Origin of the sequence: Flammeovirga sp. MY04 (assembly GCF_001682195.2) — a bacterium.
GTDB classification, from domain to species: Bacteria; Bacteroidota; Bacteroidia; order Cytophagales; family Flammeovirgaceae; genus Flammeovirga; species Flammeovirga yaeyamensis.
On the sequence record NZ_CP003560.2, the window covers coordinates 3996986 to 4012015 of the forward strand.

General features: G+C 32.5%; 14 protein-coding genes. 10 read left to right on the forward strand and 4 right to left on the reverse strand.

Annotated features, from left to right (window positions below; genetic code table 11):
• Position 1: 1 nt before the first annotated feature.
• The 3 genes from MY04_RS15925 to MY04_RS15935 are packed head-to-tail and all read right to left on the reverse strand — an operon-like array spanning position 2 to position 3314.
• Complete coding sequence (locus tag MY04_RS15925) at positions 2–691, reverse strand: ABC transporter ATP-binding protein (protein WP_066211201.1); 690 nt, start codon at positions 689–691, stop codon at positions 2–4.
• A gap of 30 nt (positions 692–721) precedes the next feature.
• On the reverse strand, positions 722–1975 hold the full coding sequence (locus tag MY04_RS15930; protein ID WP_066211203.1) for an efflux RND transporter periplasmic adaptor subunit: 1254 nt from the start codon (positions 1973–1975) through the stop codon (positions 722–724).
• Positions 1976–1985: 10 nt separating this feature from the next.
• Positions 1986–3314: a TolC family protein gene (locus tag MY04_RS15935; protein WP_066211204.1), complete on the reverse strand. Its 1329-nt coding sequence runs from the start codon at positions 3312–3314 to the stop codon at positions 1986–1988.
• A 313-nt stretch (positions 3315–3627) separates the two neighbouring features.
• Here MY04_RS15935 and MY04_RS15940 point away from each other — a divergent pair, with 313 nt between their 5' ends.
• From MY04_RS15940 to MY04_RS15955, 4 genes are read left to right on the forward strand one after another with little or no spacing between them, the layout of a single operon-like run.
• Complete coding sequence (locus MY04_RS15940; RefSeq protein ID WP_066211206.1) at positions 3628–4446, forward strand: ABC transporter ATP-binding protein; 819 nt, start codon at positions 3628–3630, stop codon at positions 4444–4446.
• Between the two features lies 1 nt (position 4447).
• Positions 4448–5248 carry a hypothetical protein gene (locus MY04_RS15945; RefSeq protein WP_066211208.1) on the forward strand — a complete coding sequence of 267 codons (801 nt, stop codon included), beginning with the start codon at positions 4448–4450 and terminating at the stop codon, positions 5246–5248.
• Position 5249: 1 nt separating this feature from the next.
• Entirely contained in the window at positions 5250–5618 is a 369-nt protein-coding gene (locus MY04_RS15950) for a GntR family transcriptional regulator (protein WP_066211210.1), read from the forward strand.
• Entirely contained in the window at positions 5605–6285 is a 681-nt protein-coding gene (locus tag MY04_RS15955; protein ID WP_066211212.1) for a hypothetical protein, read from the forward strand. The genes MY04_RS15950 and MY04_RS15955 overlap by 14 nt, the downstream gene beginning before the upstream one ends.
• 64 nt (positions 6286–6349) lie before the next feature.
• Here MY04_RS15955 and MY04_RS15960 read toward each other — a convergent pair whose 3' ends face one another.
• Positions 6350–7528, reverse strand: coding sequence for a hypothetical protein (locus MY04_RS15960; protein WP_066211214.1), 1179 nt, complete (start codon positions 7526–7528; stop codon positions 6350–6352).
• 210 nt (positions 7529–7738) lie between these two features.
• On the opposite strand from MY04_RS15960, the gene MY04_RS15965 reads away from it, so the two are divergent.
• From MY04_RS15965 to MY04_RS15990, 6 genes are all read left to right on the forward strand, one after another.
• Positions 7739–8476, forward strand: a complete 738-nt coding sequence (locus tag MY04_RS15965) for a class I SAM-dependent methyltransferase (protein ID WP_066211217.1) — start codon at positions 7739–7741, stop codon at positions 8474–8476.
• Complete coding sequence (locus MY04_RS15970) at positions 8477–9826, forward strand: sigma-54-dependent transcriptional regulator (RefSeq protein ID WP_066211218.1); 1350 nt, start codon at positions 8477–8479, stop codon at positions 9824–9826.
• A 117-nt stretch (positions 9827–9943) separates the two neighbouring features.
• The gene (locus MY04_RS15975; RefSeq protein ID WP_066211220.1) at positions 9944–11155 is read left to right on the forward strand and encodes a DNA cytosine methyltransferase; all 1212 of its coding nucleotides are present in this window, start codon (positions 9944–9946) and stop codon (positions 11153–11155) included.
• Positions 11148–13694, forward strand: a complete 2547-nt coding sequence (locus MY04_RS15980) for an ATP-binding protein (RefSeq protein ID WP_066211221.1) — start codon at positions 11148–11150, stop codon at positions 13692–13694. Before MY04_RS15975 ends, MY04_RS15980 begins: the two co-directional genes overlap by 8 nt.
• Entirely contained in the window at positions 13694–14371 is a 678-nt protein-coding gene (locus tag MY04_RS15985; protein WP_066211222.1) for a hypothetical protein, read from the forward strand. Before MY04_RS15980 ends, MY04_RS15985 begins: the two co-directional genes overlap by 1 nt.
• Positions 14358–15029: a hypothetical protein gene (locus tag MY04_RS15990; RefSeq protein ID WP_066211224.1), complete on the forward strand. Its 672-nt coding sequence runs from the start codon at positions 14358–14360 to the stop codon at positions 15027–15029. The genes MY04_RS15985 and MY04_RS15990 overlap by 14 nt, the downstream gene beginning before the upstream one ends.
• Position 15030 lies beyond the last annotated feature (1 nt).

The window sequence follows — 15030 nt, forward strand, 5'->3', positions numbered from 1 at the left end:
GTTAGAATAAATCAATTTCGTTTTCTACTTCAGTTACTATTTCTCCATCCAAAAGAGAAATTACACGATGTGCATAATTGGCATCTCTCTGTGAGTGGGTCACCATCACAATTGTTGCACCCTGACGGTTCAGTTCGGTCAACAATTCCATTACTTCCTGACCATTTTTTGAGTCCAAGTTACCTGTAGGTTCATCGGCCAATATCAGTTTAGGTTGGGCAACTACCGCTCTGCAAATACCCACTCTTTGTTGCTGACCACCTGATAATTGTTGTGGATAATGATTTCTTCTATGACTAATTTTTAAACGATCCAAGACATCTTCCACCTTCTTTTTTCTATCAGATTTACTTAAATCAAGATAAGCCAAAGGCAGCATCACATTTTCTGAAACGGTTAATTGATTGATCAAATGGAAGTTTTGAAAAACGAACCCGATATTCCCCTTTCTAAGGTTGGTACGCTGAGATTCTTTGTAATCTGCCACTTCCTTACCATCCAATTGATAACTACCCGAAGAAGGACTTTCCAAAAGACCAATCACGTTAAGTAAAGTAGATTTACCACAGCCCGAAGGTCCCATTATGGCAATAAACTCCCCTTCTTTTACATGTAAATTGACGTTCTTTAATGCTTGTGTTTGTACTTCTTCTGTCTGGAAGTACTTGTTGATTTCTTCTAACTTGATCATAATAGCTAATTATATTATAATTTAATTTTTTTATTCAAAGACTACCTTGTCGTAGCCTCCTAATTGTTCATATTTCGAAATAATTACCTTCTCTCCTGCTTTTAAACCTTTTGTAATCTGATATTTAGAAGCATTTTGAGCACCAATTCGGATTTCTCTTTTTTCGGCATAAGTACCATCTTCTGATACCACATATACCCATCGGCCAGCGGTCTCACTATAGAAATTTCCTTTTTTAATGGTGAGGGCATCAATCGGATCGTCCAAATTGATTTTTACATAAGTGGTTTGTCCTGTTCTTAGCGCTTTTGGTTTTTCGTTTTCGAATTGCAGTTCCACTTTAAACACAGCATCCTTTACCTCCGGATAAACTCGGTCAATTATCAAAGAATAATTTTGATTTTGGTACTGAAAAACTGCTTTTAACCCTTTTTTCACTTTACTAATGTAACGTTCATCGATATCAGCAATAATTTTAGCATCAGAAAGATCATATAGAATACCTAAATGTTGACCTTGTTGTATCGACTGACCAATCTCTGCATTTAAAGTACCTAAATGCGCATTGGTAGTTGCTTTTACTTTTAAATGATCTAGTCGAGATCTTACTAATTTTAGCGTTTCTCTCATCTTAATCAGATCCTCTTCCAGGGTCTGCATCGTAGTGACTTGTAACAAAGAGTCGTTCTTTAATTTCAGCCAATTGATCTCCAACATACTTTCCTGATATTCATAATCTTCTTTGGCCTTAATAAAGTCCTCCTCAGGCACCAAACCTTTGATTAATAAACGGTGTTGTTGCTCATAATTTCTCTTCGCCCTTTTTAATTGATAATCGCTATCCAGCATATTTTTCTTGGACTGAATCATATCATTTCTAAAAGAGATACGTGTGTTTCTCAAGTAATTTTCTTTCTCTGCCAGGGCTACTTCACTGTTTAAAATTTGTTGATACAGCTCGTTATTTTCAAGTTCAATTATCACCTCACCTTTCATCACTTTGCTGCCTTCTTCTGCAACAATTTTTTTCACTCTACCACCTTCAACCGCATCTAAATAGATGGTTTGTTTGGGCTGAACTTTTCCTTTAGAGTTGATGTAATCATGAAACTTCTCCTGCTTCACTTCCGAAATCTGAAGCTTATTTTTATCAATAATAATTTTGGAAGAACCACCCACAGATAACATCAAATAACTGATTCCGGCAATAACAATAGCGACTACACCGAGGAGTTGAATGTGTTTTCCTTTTATCTTTTTCTTTTCTTGAATTACAGTATCCATAGTTTTTTTATTAAAGCCAGAATTTGTCTCCTTGATAAAACATCAGTAATCTCTCTTTGGTCTGACACTTCAAACGAGCGAGTAAAAGATCCAATTCAGCTTGTCCTAGCTTTTGTTTTACCGTTAATAAATTGATGATATCGATGAGTCCCTCCTCATATTTTTGTAGTGCCACATCGTAGGCCACAATAGTAGAATTTTTCACTTTTTCTCCTTGTGTGATTTCCGCTTTTAAAGCTTTCCATTCTCTTAAATCGTTTCCGACAATCCGTTTCGTTTCCGTTCTAATTTTTTGCAATTGATTGTCGGCCTGTAGACGATTCAGCTTTGCACGCTGTACATTAAGTCGTACCGTATTTTGTTGAAAAATGGGAATGAACATACTAAACCCTATTGTCTGATTTAGATTATTACTCAACTGATCGCTATAAGGAATGATGTTATTCTCAGGATCTCGGTTAGTTTGTGAATAACCTGTGTTTAATGATGCACTCATCGTAATTTGAGGGACATAATTTGCTTTAGTTGCCAACAATTGCTTCTCACTACTCTTCAAAATCAAATATTGGGATTGGATTTGTGAAGAAGTCAGCTGAAAACTTGAAAATAAATCCTCCGCACTTCCAAAATCACGAACTTTGTGAGCAGTGTTAGTAAACGTCAGATGTAAAGCTTCCATACTCTCCTCAAAATTCATTTTGTTGATAAGATTTGCTTTTGCATCCATCATGTTGTTGAAAGCTTGAATGGACAACAACCTTTCTTTCTCTAACTGAGCATTCATTTCGGCAACATCAGCTTCAGCTTTTAGCCCAACTTCTTTCTGAGTAGTCGCTCTATCCACAATCTTTTCTGATAATTCGATTTGATCTTGAGCAATCTTCCATAATTCAAAAAAGTACTCTACATCGTAATAAGCCTGCATAATCTCGAAGACCAATTGCTCTTGCGCATTCTGCAAATTGTATTGAGCAGCCTGTTGTTGATACTTCTGAAACTGCATTTCGTTTTTCAATTTGAAACCCTGAAATACGGTGAAGTTCATGTTCAAGTTTCCAAAATTATTGTAGAACTGGTTGTTGATATATCCGTTGGTATTCGGGTCAATAGAACGTCCTGCATTAAAGTTTCCATTGATGTTCCCACTAAAGCTAGGTGCATATTTCCACTTTGCCTCTTTCACATTGATGTCGCTATTCTTTACCTCCAAAGTACTCTGAATAATATTAAGGTTATGATCTAAAGCATAGTTGATACAGTCATTGAGTTGCCAATTGTCTTGTGCTAAAACAGTCGATGATATCGAAATAAATAATACTATGTAAGTCCACTTCTTCATTTTAATTCTTGATGTGATGCCTATAGACATCGAAAAAATGGTCTATTCTAATTAACTGATTGATATGTAGTTGATTATGTTTTGGTGTGAATTGTAATGTGTAAAAAAATTATACACTAACATGTCTAAATATTTTACGCTTATCACCCACCCTTATTATTTGATGATGATCCAAAAAATTAAATCGTATTTGACTACTCTCCTTAAAGTGAGTCAGATAAAAAATTGAGAATGTATTTGGAATATTAATTTATTTACACCACTTTTACAGTGCACTATATAGCTAGTGCGCTTAAAAACAACTATACATATTATGGTGTCAATTAATAATCTTCAATTTAGTTACTCTAAGAAAGCGACTATCATCGACCAACTAAACCTAGAGCTTGAAACAGGTAAAATTGTTGGTCTTCTTGGAAAGAATGGTGCTGGTAAAAGTACCTTATTTAAACTTCTAAGTGGTTTATTAAAACCCAATGATGGAAGTATTAATGTCTTGGAAGAAACTCCTTTTAAAAGACGACCTTCTTTCCTTTCCAAACTCTTTTTGGTTCCAGAAGAATTCGAACTTCCACCCATCTCTATCAAAAGTTATGTGGAAAGTACCTCTGTATTTTACCCTAGATTCGATAAAGGATTAATGGGTGAATTATTGGGTAAGTTCGAATTGAATGCAGAGCTCAATCTGAATAATTTGTCTTATGGACAAAAAAAGAAAGTTATTATCGCTTTTTCTTTGGCGACAAAAGCAGAGTTGATTCTAATGGATGAACCAACCAATGGATTGGATATTCCATCGAAAGCAATTTTCAGAAAAATCATGGCCGGTCATTTCGAAGAAGACCAATTGATCATGATTTCAACGCATCAGGTAAAAGATATCGATACCATTATCGATCATCTGATAGTATTAGATAAAGGAGGGGTGATTTACAACGAGTCTATTTTTGATTTGACTCAAAAATACGATTTCCTAAAAGTGCCTCAGATTAAAGTGGCAGATACGTTATATGCCGAACAGGTGTTGGGAGGTTATAAAACGATCGCTCCAAAACAAGATCAGGAAGATACTCAGGTAGATCTAGAACTTTTCTTTAATGCTTTAATCAACGACTATAAAAAATTTATCTAATATGAATAATCTATTTAACCCCCAGCGTTTCGGAAAATATATTTCTTTAGAATTCACTTATAATAAACAGCTATTGTATTACGGTATCACCGCCATTATCTCAGTAATGATTATTGGGTTATACATAATACGTGCTGCCAACGACCAACCCATTACGGCAGGTGATATTACAGCTCTTTTTGTGTTTGCTTATGTTTTATTAGGAATCGTTGTTGTGAATAGAGCTTTCAAAGCCTTTCGATCACAAAAGAAACTGATCACATTTCTTACTTTTCCAGTTTCTCAATTTGAGAAATTCTTTTTCGAATACTTATCAACAGTAATTGTGGGAATTGTCATTTTACCTGTATTGATCTTGTTTGCCTATATGGTGGAAGGTGAAATACATAAATTGATTAACCCTGAAATTGGATACATAGGATTGGATTGGATATCAAGTTTATACAATGAAATTTTTCAGGGTGTAGAAAAAGAAATTCACCTCAAAAAATTATTAACAGTAATGATTGTCTTAATGCCTTTAAGTACAATGAATTTGATATTCACAGGAAATTCAGTTTTTACAAAATGGCCTTTGATTAAAACAGTATTATTTGTGGCTGCATTTATGAGTTTTAATGGGTTTTTGGTGTATCTCATTTTTGAAAAAATGGGAGTTGGTGAATTTGTAACAAACGATCACCCGATGTTCTTCTTTTCATCTCCAGAAGCGGCAATCAAGTTTATGATATTCTATCTAATTGTTGCCAATGTGGGATTGATTTACAGTAGCTATTTGAAGTTGACGGAAAAAGAGTTGTAGGATGGAATTTAAAAATACAAAAAGCATTTTCACCCAAATCGGTGATGATGTAAAAGATAAAATAATGGAAGGAGAATACGCGGAGGAAGGTAAAATTCCATCCACACGTGAGTTAGCAGGTATTGTTGGGGTAAATCCCAATACAACAATAAAGGCGTATGCGGTTTTACAACAAGAAGGAATTATTTATACCCAAAGGGGAAAAGGATACTTTGTAAGCCAAGGTGCCAAAGCAACCATTGTAAAAAATAAGCAAGCCGAATTTCTCAATGAAGTTCTTCCCGAAACAGTAGATCAAGCCCTCAAGTTGGGCATCACTTTCGATGAACTTCAAAATTATCTAAAAGACTTATATCATGAAGAAAAGTAATATATTTTTAATCTCCCTATTTAGTAGTTTTACACTATTTATTATTTCAGGTGCTATAGTTTCAGTGGCTAGAGGGAAACCAGAACCCAACAATAATAATTTTACGATCAGTGGTCCATCTTATGGTTATGTTTTAATGAGCAAAACAAATTATAAACTGAATGTAAAAGCAGGTGAAAAGTTTGAGTTTGTCGTTGGTATGGAAAAAGGGGAAGAGAAAATTAATCTGCCTTTTACCACTCAAGGAGATACCTTGATTTTATCTCCATTACCTAAAGAGATAGCATCAAAAGTTCGATATGTAGAAATGAAATTTCCTTCCAAGACTATGGATTTTGATCTTAAAGAAGCCCATTTAGATATTCATAATTCATCAATTGCATCATTAAATATCAAATTGGATCAGTCGAGTATGAATATTTTCTCAACGGAAGATTATTCTTTAGAAAACTTGAATATATCAGTAAAAAACAATTCAAAATTTTACACAAATACGCCATTGGATCATCTTAAATTAGATATCAATAATTCTAGCTTTAAGAGTTACGGTAGTGTAAAAGAAGTGATAGGAACAGCAAGTGATACTGCTAAAGTCTACATTGGCCAACCTGGAGTAACAGATTTTAAAAAGGATGCTTCTTCTAGAGTGAGATTTAATTATAACTAAGAATAATATACAAAAGTGTCAAATTAAGTATACCCCATCATTAACGATGGGGTATTTTTGTACCCTATTTTAACCACTGATTAATATTCATTTGTAGACTATCTGAATAAAACATATCTAATCGGTTTGTTGGAGTGTTTATTTCCCATATTTCTTTATCTGTGCGTGGTTTATTTACTATTAAATCTCTCCTTTTTACTTCTTTGAAGAATACATCGTCCACCAAATGAGGAACTCCAAAAATAATTTTCTGTTCAGAAGTAGGATGATAATAAACCATTCCATCAAAAACATCGGCATAATTAAAGTCGTGTGGAGTGAATTTCCAATAATCGAAATGATCTTTACCAAAAGGAGTATTTTCAAAGCTAAAACCAATATTATCTTTTCCTAACGCTTTAAATGCTGCATCCCATTTACCGTCATGGATATTACTTAAATTCAAAGCCGTATCTGAACTACTATCTTCTATACAAAAAGAATTAATAAAAACATTGGCCATTTTATTGCCATAATGATCCATCAAAAAGCGTCCAACATTATTAGGCTTTTCATTATTTGGATACATAAATTGATGTGAAAAAGCATGTCTATAATTCATGATCACCAATGTCTTTTTTCTTTTTGACGTCCCTTCTTTAATCGCATCAAATTTCTCGATGATATAGTTGGCCATGATTTCATCACGGTTCGGAAACTTCGATTTTACCTCACTTGCATAACTCTCTTTATCCAATTCTGCCCACTTCACAGATAAATCTGATGGATAAATTTGAATCTTCTGATCATCAGGTAAAGATTGATTGATGCTTCTGACTTCCTTTAAAAAGTAATAGAAACAGTAATAATCCCAAACGGGGTGCAAACTGTTGTTTCGGCAAATGTTCATCAACAAGTCCTCTGCCTCTTGGTCAGATAACTCTTCATTCAAATACTTTTTGATGTTCCCCTCCTGATCTCTTCCACTTGTTTCAATAAAGACCTGTCCAATTTTATCAGAAAATTTTTTGTCTTTCAATACTTCCAAAATCATATCGTATTGAGTCAATTCAGGATGAAGTCGTTCACACAAAAGCACCATATCTTTATTATCGAAAAGTTGAAGGATGTAGTCTTTCGCAGATGTATTTTGTGTTTCTAAGAACTGAACATAAGCATCAATCTCTTTGGAATGTGTTGAAGTGGTCTGTGCTTGTAGTTTTACTATTACACCTAATAGTAAGATTAGAAATATCTTTTTCATTATCATTTAATTTATTCAAGTATTTGATGATGAAAGACTACAAAATCAATCTAATTTGATTATTTTATTAATTATCAGATAGTTATGTGATTTTATTGATGGTGTTATGTAAAAGTTTTTCACAGTAAGGTGTAAAAATTTTTTACACTGATGCTTTAGATTTTACATCAACTCCTTTAATTTGAATTATCCACCAACCTAAATGAATCCATGAAAAACGTAAATCAAGAAAATAAAGAGATCTGGAACACCAATGCAGGCGAATGGAATAAAGCCATGGGTGAGTTTGGGAACGATTGGCACTTACAACTCATCGCTCCGGAAACAGAACGACTTTTGAACTTAAAGGAAGGTCAGTTTCTATTGGATGCAGGTTGTGGAAATGGCATTTTCTCTAGAAGAATGGCCAATAAAGGAGTGAAAGTAACAGCATTCGACTTCTCAGAAACGAATATTGAGTTATCTAAAAAGTATTCAAGCGATAATATCGATTACCATGTATTAGACATGACTTTTGAAGCTGATTTGATTCAGCTGACAGATAAAAAATACCATGGAATTGTGTCGAACATGGTCTTTATGGATGTTCCAGAAGTGGAGACCTTCTTTTCCAAAATCAATTATTTGATGAAAGACGATGGGCATTTTGTTTTTTCTATTCAGCACCCTTGTTTCAATTCTGAGTTTATGGAGGTGACAAATGAAGAAAATATCTTGATGAAAGGATATATTGATGCGAGTACATCAAAAGGTAAGGCGGTCTCAGAACAAAAAGAAGATCAGTTTTACTTTCATCGCCCGATAAGTTATTACATCAACTTAGGAGCAAAAAATGGATTGGTAGTGGATGCCTGCATCGAACCTACTTTTGAAAAAGAAGCAGGTGGTCCATTTACTAAATTTCCACCGATTCTGATCATCAGCATGAGAAAACTAATCAACAACTAAATGAGCAATATTTTAATCATAGACGACAACTTAGCGGTTCATTCGACTTTAGAAATAATTCTGGAACCACATTTTGATAACATCACTTGCCTGGCTGATCCTTTAAAAATAATGGGAACGTTGGCCACGGAAACTTATCATATAGTGCTTTTGGATATGAACTTTTCTCCTGGACTAAACACCGGAAGAGAAGGTATCCGTTGGCTGAAAAAAATCAAAGAAACGTATCCGCAAATATCCGTAGTGATGATGACGGCTTATGGTCATGTGGAATTAGCGGTGGATGCTTTAAAACTTGGGGCGACTGACTTTATTCTAAAACCATGGGACAATAGAAAGTTGTTGGCCACTTTAAAATCGGCACTTCAGCTGAGTATTTCTAAAAATGAAGTGAAGCAGCTGAAAGAAAAAGCAGAAGCATTGAAGTCGGCAGAAGTATTTCCAGATATCATTGGGGAATCTCAAAGTATCAAGAACATGATGTCGCTGATTGAAAAAGTCGCTAAAACAGATACCAATATTCTGATTACGGGAGAAAACGGAACCGGAAAGGAATTGGTGGCTAAAGCGGTGCATCACTTATCCAAGAGACAAAAAGAAAACTTAGTAGAAGTGGATATGGGGGCTGTTTCTGAAACGCTTTTTGAAAGTGAATTATTTGGTCATGTGAAAGGTGCATTTACCGATGCACATCAGGATAGAATAGGAAAATTTGAGTTAGCGAATAAAGGGAGCTTGTTTTTGGATGAGATTGGAAACTTATCTTTCTCTTTACAAGCGAAATTATTGGCTGCTTTACAAAACCGTCAGATCACAAAGGTAGGTGGAAATAAAGTGATCCCTGTGGATATCCGTTTGATATCGGCGACCAATAAGAATCTTTTTAAAATGGTCGAAGACGAAGAATTTCGTCAGGATTTGTTGTATAGAATCAACACCATTCAGATTGAAGTTCCTCCATTGAGAGAAAGAGACGATGATGTAATTGTGTTGGCCAATCATTTCAAAAATATTTTGGCGAAGAAATACGAAAAAGGAAAACTTTCATTTTCTCAAAAAGCAGTGGATAAACTAAAAGCTTATCATTGGCCCGGAAACGTGAGGGAACTTCAGCACACCATCGAAAGAGCCGTAATTCTTTCCGATTCCGATACAATTTCCGATGATCTTCTTATGACTACCGCTTCAGAAAATACTTCTGTACAAACTCTCAATATGATTAAAATGGAAGAGGTATTGATTAAGAAAGCCATGCAAAAACATCCAAAGAATGTGAGTGCAGCGGCAGAGGAATTGGGAATTACTAGACAAACACTTTATAATAAAATGAAGAAATTGGGGTTGGATTAATATTTATACAAATAATTCATTATTTACTGATAATAGAATAACTTTAATATGGTTATTTGATATTTCACTAATATTTTTGTAAAGCGATAAGTAACAATTGCTTATCATTTTAAAAATATGAATAAACAAAATACATATATAGATTTATTTGCTGGTTGTGGTGGCCTGTCTTTAGGATTACATAATGCTGGTTGGAAAGGTTTGTTTGCGGTAGAAAAGAGTATTGATGCATTTAGTACACTTCATCATAACTTAATTTCAAAAATAAAGCATTTTAATTGGCCAAAATGGCTACCAATACAAAATCATGATATTAATGATATTATTTCGACTTATACAAATAATCTTATTGATTTAAGAGGAAAAGTTGATTTAGTAGCAGGTGGTCCACCATGTCAAGGTTTTTCAATGGCAGGTAGAAGGGTTGAAAAAGATGCAAGAAATAATCTCGTCAATTCATATATTGATTTTATCGATTTAGTACGTCCAAAAATAATTTTTTTTGAGAATGTAAGAGGTTTTACGAAAGGTTTCAAGAAGAATGATAAAAGAGGTGTTGCTTACTCAAAACTTGTAGTAGATAAGCTACAAAATTTAGGATATACTGTTGATGGGAAACTTATTGATTTCTCTGAGTATGGAGTTCCTCAAAAAAGAACAAGGTATATATTAGTAGGAATTTTAAATGATTATATTCAAGAAAATGATCATTTATCAAGTCAGACATTTTTTGAGAGAATTAAGAAAAATAGAAATAAGTTTCTTATCAATAAAGGGTTAGAACTAAATCCAACCTTGGAAAGTGCGATATCAGATTTATTGAAGTCTAACGGTACAGTAGATGCTGATACTCCAAATTTTAAAGCAGGTGTATATAATCAAAAAGAAACCTCTTATCAGAAATATCTTAGAAAGGGAATAAGTGTTAGTGATAGTGTAAATAGTCACAGATTTGCTAACCATACTAAGACTGTAGAGAATAGGTTTAAGGTTGCTTTGGCTGAACAATTGACATCTGCTCAATATAGAGAACGCTTCAACTTGAAAAAAAGTAGCACTAAAATTTTAAAAGCAGATCAACCAACACCAACTATTACTACGCTTCCTGATGACTATATTCATTATTGTGAACCAAGGATCATGACGGTAAGAGAATATGCAAGAATTCAATCTTTTCCCGATTCTTATCAATTTAAAGGGAAGTATACAACAGGAGGAAAATTAAGAACAAAAGAAGTGCCTCGATATTCACAAATAGGAAATGCAATTCCCCCTCTTTTTGGTGAACAAGCGGGAATTATTATAAATCAAATACTAACAGATGGCTGAAGAATTAGAATTCAAAATTAGTTCAAGTCTAAAAGATATTTTAGGTAAAGATCTAATCACAGATGATTTTATTGCAATTTTTGAGTTAGTTAAAAACTCCTATGATGCTTATGCTAAAAACGTTGATATCACTTTCAATGAAAATGAAATCATAATAGCTGATAATGGCAAAGGGATGTCATTTGAAGAGTTAAAGGATAAATGGTTGTTTTTAGCCTATTCAGAGAAGAAAAAAAAGAAGGACGATAATGATGATGAAGTTAAGAATTCATCATACAGAGATATAATACAAAAAAGAAGACATTACGCAGGAGCAAAAGGAGTTGGCCGATTTTCGAGTGACCGTTTAGGTAAAAATCTATCTATTATTACCAAAGGTGAAAAATCTAATCATCTTGAAAAAATAGATATTGATTGGACAAAATTTGAGAAAGATCAAGAAGCTGAATTTGAAAGTATTAAAGTAGACTATTATCAAGATCCAGAAACTGAATATCAATTCCCTGCTAACAGCTCAAGCGGAACTATTTTAGTAATATCTTATTTAAGGTCTCAATGGGATAAAGATGTAATTACTAAATTAAAGAAGTCACTTGAGAAATTAATAAATCCATTTTCTGAAACGGAGGATTTTGAAATTAATATTATCTCTGAAAGATATAAACATGAGGATTTTGAAAAGGACCTTCTTGGAGAATATGTTAAACTTGAGAGAGAAAGGGTCAACGGATCCGTTAAAAATTCAATTCTTGAGATTCTGAATTTAAGAACAACTCAAATTGAAGTAGTCTTTACTGAGAGTTTGATCGAAACTAAAATAACAGATAGAGGAACTTTAATTTATCATTTACGAGAGGAAAATAAATTCTCTCTTTTAGATAATGCTCGGATAGATTTATTCTTTCTTAATCAGAGTGCGAAAACTAGTTTTACTAAAGCTATGGGGGTAGAACTAGTTAATTTTGGTTCTGTATTTTTATTTAAAAACGGTTTTAGGGTACAACCTTATGGTGATCTTGGTGATGATAGCTGGGGTTTAGATCAAAGAAAACAGCAAGGATACAATCGTTTTTTAGGAACTAGAGATGTATTTGGTCGAGTTGATATTATCTCCGAGAATTATGATGAATTTAAAGAAGTATCTAGTAGAGATGGAGGTTTGGTAGAGACACTTGGATATTACCAAATGAAAGAGGCTTTTGAAAAAATAGCTTTAAAAAGGTTAGAAAGGTATGTTGCAGGAGTACTATGGGGAGAAGGCTTTAAGAAAAATAATTATTTTGGAAATAATGAGGAAGCAAAAGAAGTTGCTCAAAAATATCGAGATGATTTGATTGATCAAGATAAATTTTCTGATCAGCTTGAAAATGCCACTTCAAATATTGGTAGTCAAATAGATTTTATTAAAATCATTAAGAGCTTAGCTACTAATAAAAAAGTAACTATAGTAGATTATAATAAGGATTTTATTAAAGATGTAAAAGACAAGCTAGATGATTATCAATCACGTTTTATTCCAGATTTATTAAAAATTGCAGAATCGACAGGTGATACAGACTTACAACAAAAAATACTAAGTACTGAAGAACAGTTTCAAGAACTAAAAAAAGAGAAAGAGAAAGCTGAAAAGGGAGAAGAAAAAGAAAGGAAGAAAAGAATTAAAGTAGAAAAGGAAAAAGAACAAGCAGAACAAAAAGCAGAAAAAGAACAAAACAGAAGATTAGAAGAAGAAAATAAAAGATTAAAAGCAGAACTTGAAAAGGAAAAAGCCTTAGAAAAAGTAAAAGTAGAAGAAAAAAAGAGTGAAGAAGCGATAATTGCTAAAGAAAAGACAGAGCAAATTTTAGCACTTGAAAAAGATAAGAATACTTATTTAAGTGCAACTCGTAAAACTTTGAGTAGTGATGCAGAAGAATTAATTCATACTATTAAGTTATCAATTATAGGGATAGACGAGAATCTTGAATCAATTCTATCTTCTTTTAAAAAGAAAAATGAACAAGAGCTTTATGGAGATATTAGTAATATAAAATTAATTACAAATAGAGTAATGAAGCTAACGAAGCTAATAACTAAATCTAACTTTAAAGCAGATGAAGAAGTACAAAAGGCAGATGTTGTACAATACATAAAGGAATACATTGATAACTATAGCTATGTTTATAAAGATAAAATCGAGATTAAATATGTTGGAGATGTTTCGTTTGTGACAAGGTTAAGTCTTTTAGATTTATCAATAATACTAGATAATCTTATTTCAAACTCTCATAAAGCAAATGCTAAAGAAATTCTTATTGAATTTAAAGAAGAAAGCTCAAACTTGATTGTGTTATTTCATGATAGTGGCGATGGTTTGGATATTAATAGATTCGTAAATCCAAAATCAATATTTGAATTAGGAGTTAAATCAGATGTAGAAGGATCAGGGATAGGTTTGTATTCAGTAAAGAAAAAAATTGAAGAGATGTATGGTAAAGTATCGTTTGTAGGTAATGGTATTTTATTAAAAGGAGCAACATTTAAATTAGAATTTAGCTAATGGAAAAAGTACTATTACTAATCGATGATGGAAAGGATCAAGAAAAGGTTCTTGATAACATAAAGAGTAAGCTAGAAAAAGATTCAATTAATCTTACAAATATTTACATAAATCCAATTGATAGAGAATTTTGGAATAAATCGAGAGACCCTGATTTATCTATTTTAATTGATAAGATCCAACATAAAACCAGATCTCTAAAACCAAACTTAGTAGTTGTAGATCAATATTATGGCGATACTTCTTTTTCAGGGCTAAATGTAATTTCTGAGCTTAGAAAAATTAAAAAGTTTAAGAAAAGTACCTTTTTCTTAATCTCAGGTCGAAGAGATAAAATTGTAAGAGATATTTTTGAGGTAGGTTCAGATTCCTCAAAAGTAACAGAACTAGTGAAGTTACTTGGTTTGAAAATAGAACAGTTTTTAGATAAGGAATTTAAGGGTGAAGCAATAAATATTTTAAAGAAAGATAATATTGATGAAATTCTACCTCAAAAACTGAGAAGTCATGAGAAAGGAAATATCACTATACATCAGTTTTCTCCAAAGTATAGATCATTAACTTTTGAAGAGTTAGCAGATAAAATTGATGAAGGAGATCAAGAAGTTTCTTCAATTTTAGATGAATTATTTGATATGACTTTATCACATTATGCAAACATAGATGAAGAGTTATAATAGTATATATGTTGTTTATCCACAAGATCCTTCTGTTGACTTTTTAACACCTGTCTTTGATAAACTTATTTCATCATTAACTAATCTTACTATTTTCAAACCAAAAGAAAATGAATTATTAAGGTCAATTCCAGATGATACTGATTTAGTTTTCTTTCTAGGACATGGAAATACTAATGAATTATTAAATATTAATGGTAGAGGTGAAAAAGTAAAATTAATAGATGTTCAGAATGGAGCACTTCAATTTGATGAATGTTCAGTAATATTATTCTCATGTAATTCTGTTGACTATTTAAAAAAAGTTAGATCTCAAGAAGGTGTAGAATTAAATAATTTTTTTGTTTTTGGAGATATGCCTACAGATAAGGAACATATAGAACATAATCAAAAATTTAGAGAAGGGTTTTGGAGTGATTATAGTTTGGATCATTTAGAATTTTACAAATCAACTCTTGTTGAATCTTTATCTTATGGTATTTCAAATGCAATATCTACAGATTCTTTTCATGGTATGTTTAAAGGAATTTGTTTGATTGTTAATAAAAAAATAAATGAAGTTCTTTTTAGGGATGAGTGGTCAAAAAATGAAAAATTACAATTGATTGAAAGATTAGTAGAATTTAAGAATGAGATCAGGTATTTGGATAAATATTGAT

Excerpts from the sequence above, each read along its gene's own strand:
- MY04_RS15985 (WP_066211222.1), top strand. The coding sequence starts at position 13,694 with ATGGAAAAAGTACTATTACTAATCGATGATGGAAAGGATCAAGAAAAG.
- MY04_RS15955 (WP_066211212.1), top strand. The coding sequence starts at position 5,605 with ATGAAGAAAAGTAATATATTTTTAATCTCCCTATTTAGTAGTTTTACA.
- MY04_RS15990 (WP_066211224.1), top strand. The coding sequence starts at position 14,358 with ATGAAGAGTTATAATAGTATATATGTTGTTTATCCACAAGATCCTTCT.
- MY04_RS15965 (WP_066211217.1), top strand. The coding sequence starts at position 7,739 with ATGAAAAACGTAAATCAAGAAAATAAAGAGATCTGGAACACCAATGCA.
- MY04_RS15960 (WP_066211214.1), bottom strand. The coding sequence starts at position 7,528 with ATGAAAAAGATATTTCTAATCTTACTATTAGGTGTAATAGTAAAACTA.
- MY04_RS15950 (WP_066211210.1), top strand. The coding sequence starts at position 5,250 with ATGGAATTTAAAAATACAAAAAGCATTTTCACCCAAATCGGTGATGAT.
- MY04_RS15970 (WP_066211218.1), top strand. The coding sequence starts at position 8,477 with ATGAGCAATATTTTAATCATAGACGACAACTTAGCGGTTCATTCGACT.
- MY04_RS15980 (WP_066211221.1), top strand. The coding sequence starts at position 11,148 with ATGGCTGAAGAATTAGAATTCAAAATTAGTTCAAGTCTAAAAGATATT.
- MY04_RS15925 (WP_066211201.1), bottom strand. The coding sequence starts at position 691 with ATGATCAAGTTAGAAGAAATCAACAAGTACTTCCAGACAGAAGAAGTA.
- MY04_RS15930 (WP_066211203.1), bottom strand. The coding sequence starts at position 1,975 with ATGGATACTGTAATTCAAGAAAAGAAAAAGATAAAAGGAAAACACATT.
- MY04_RS15945 (WP_066211208.1), top strand. The coding sequence starts at position 4,448 with ATGAATAATCTATTTAACCCCCAGCGTTTCGGAAAATATATTTCTTTA.
- MY04_RS15940 (WP_066211206.1), top strand. The coding sequence starts at position 3,628 with ATGGTGTCAATTAATAATCTTCAATTTAGTTACTCTAAGAAAGCGACT.
- MY04_RS15935 (WP_066211204.1), bottom strand. The coding sequence starts at position 3,314 with ATGAAGAAGTGGACTTACATAGTATTATTTATTTCGATATCATCGACT.
- MY04_RS15975 (WP_066211220.1), top strand. The coding sequence starts at position 9,944 with ATGAATAAACAAAATACATATATAGATTTATTTGCTGGTTGTGGTGGC.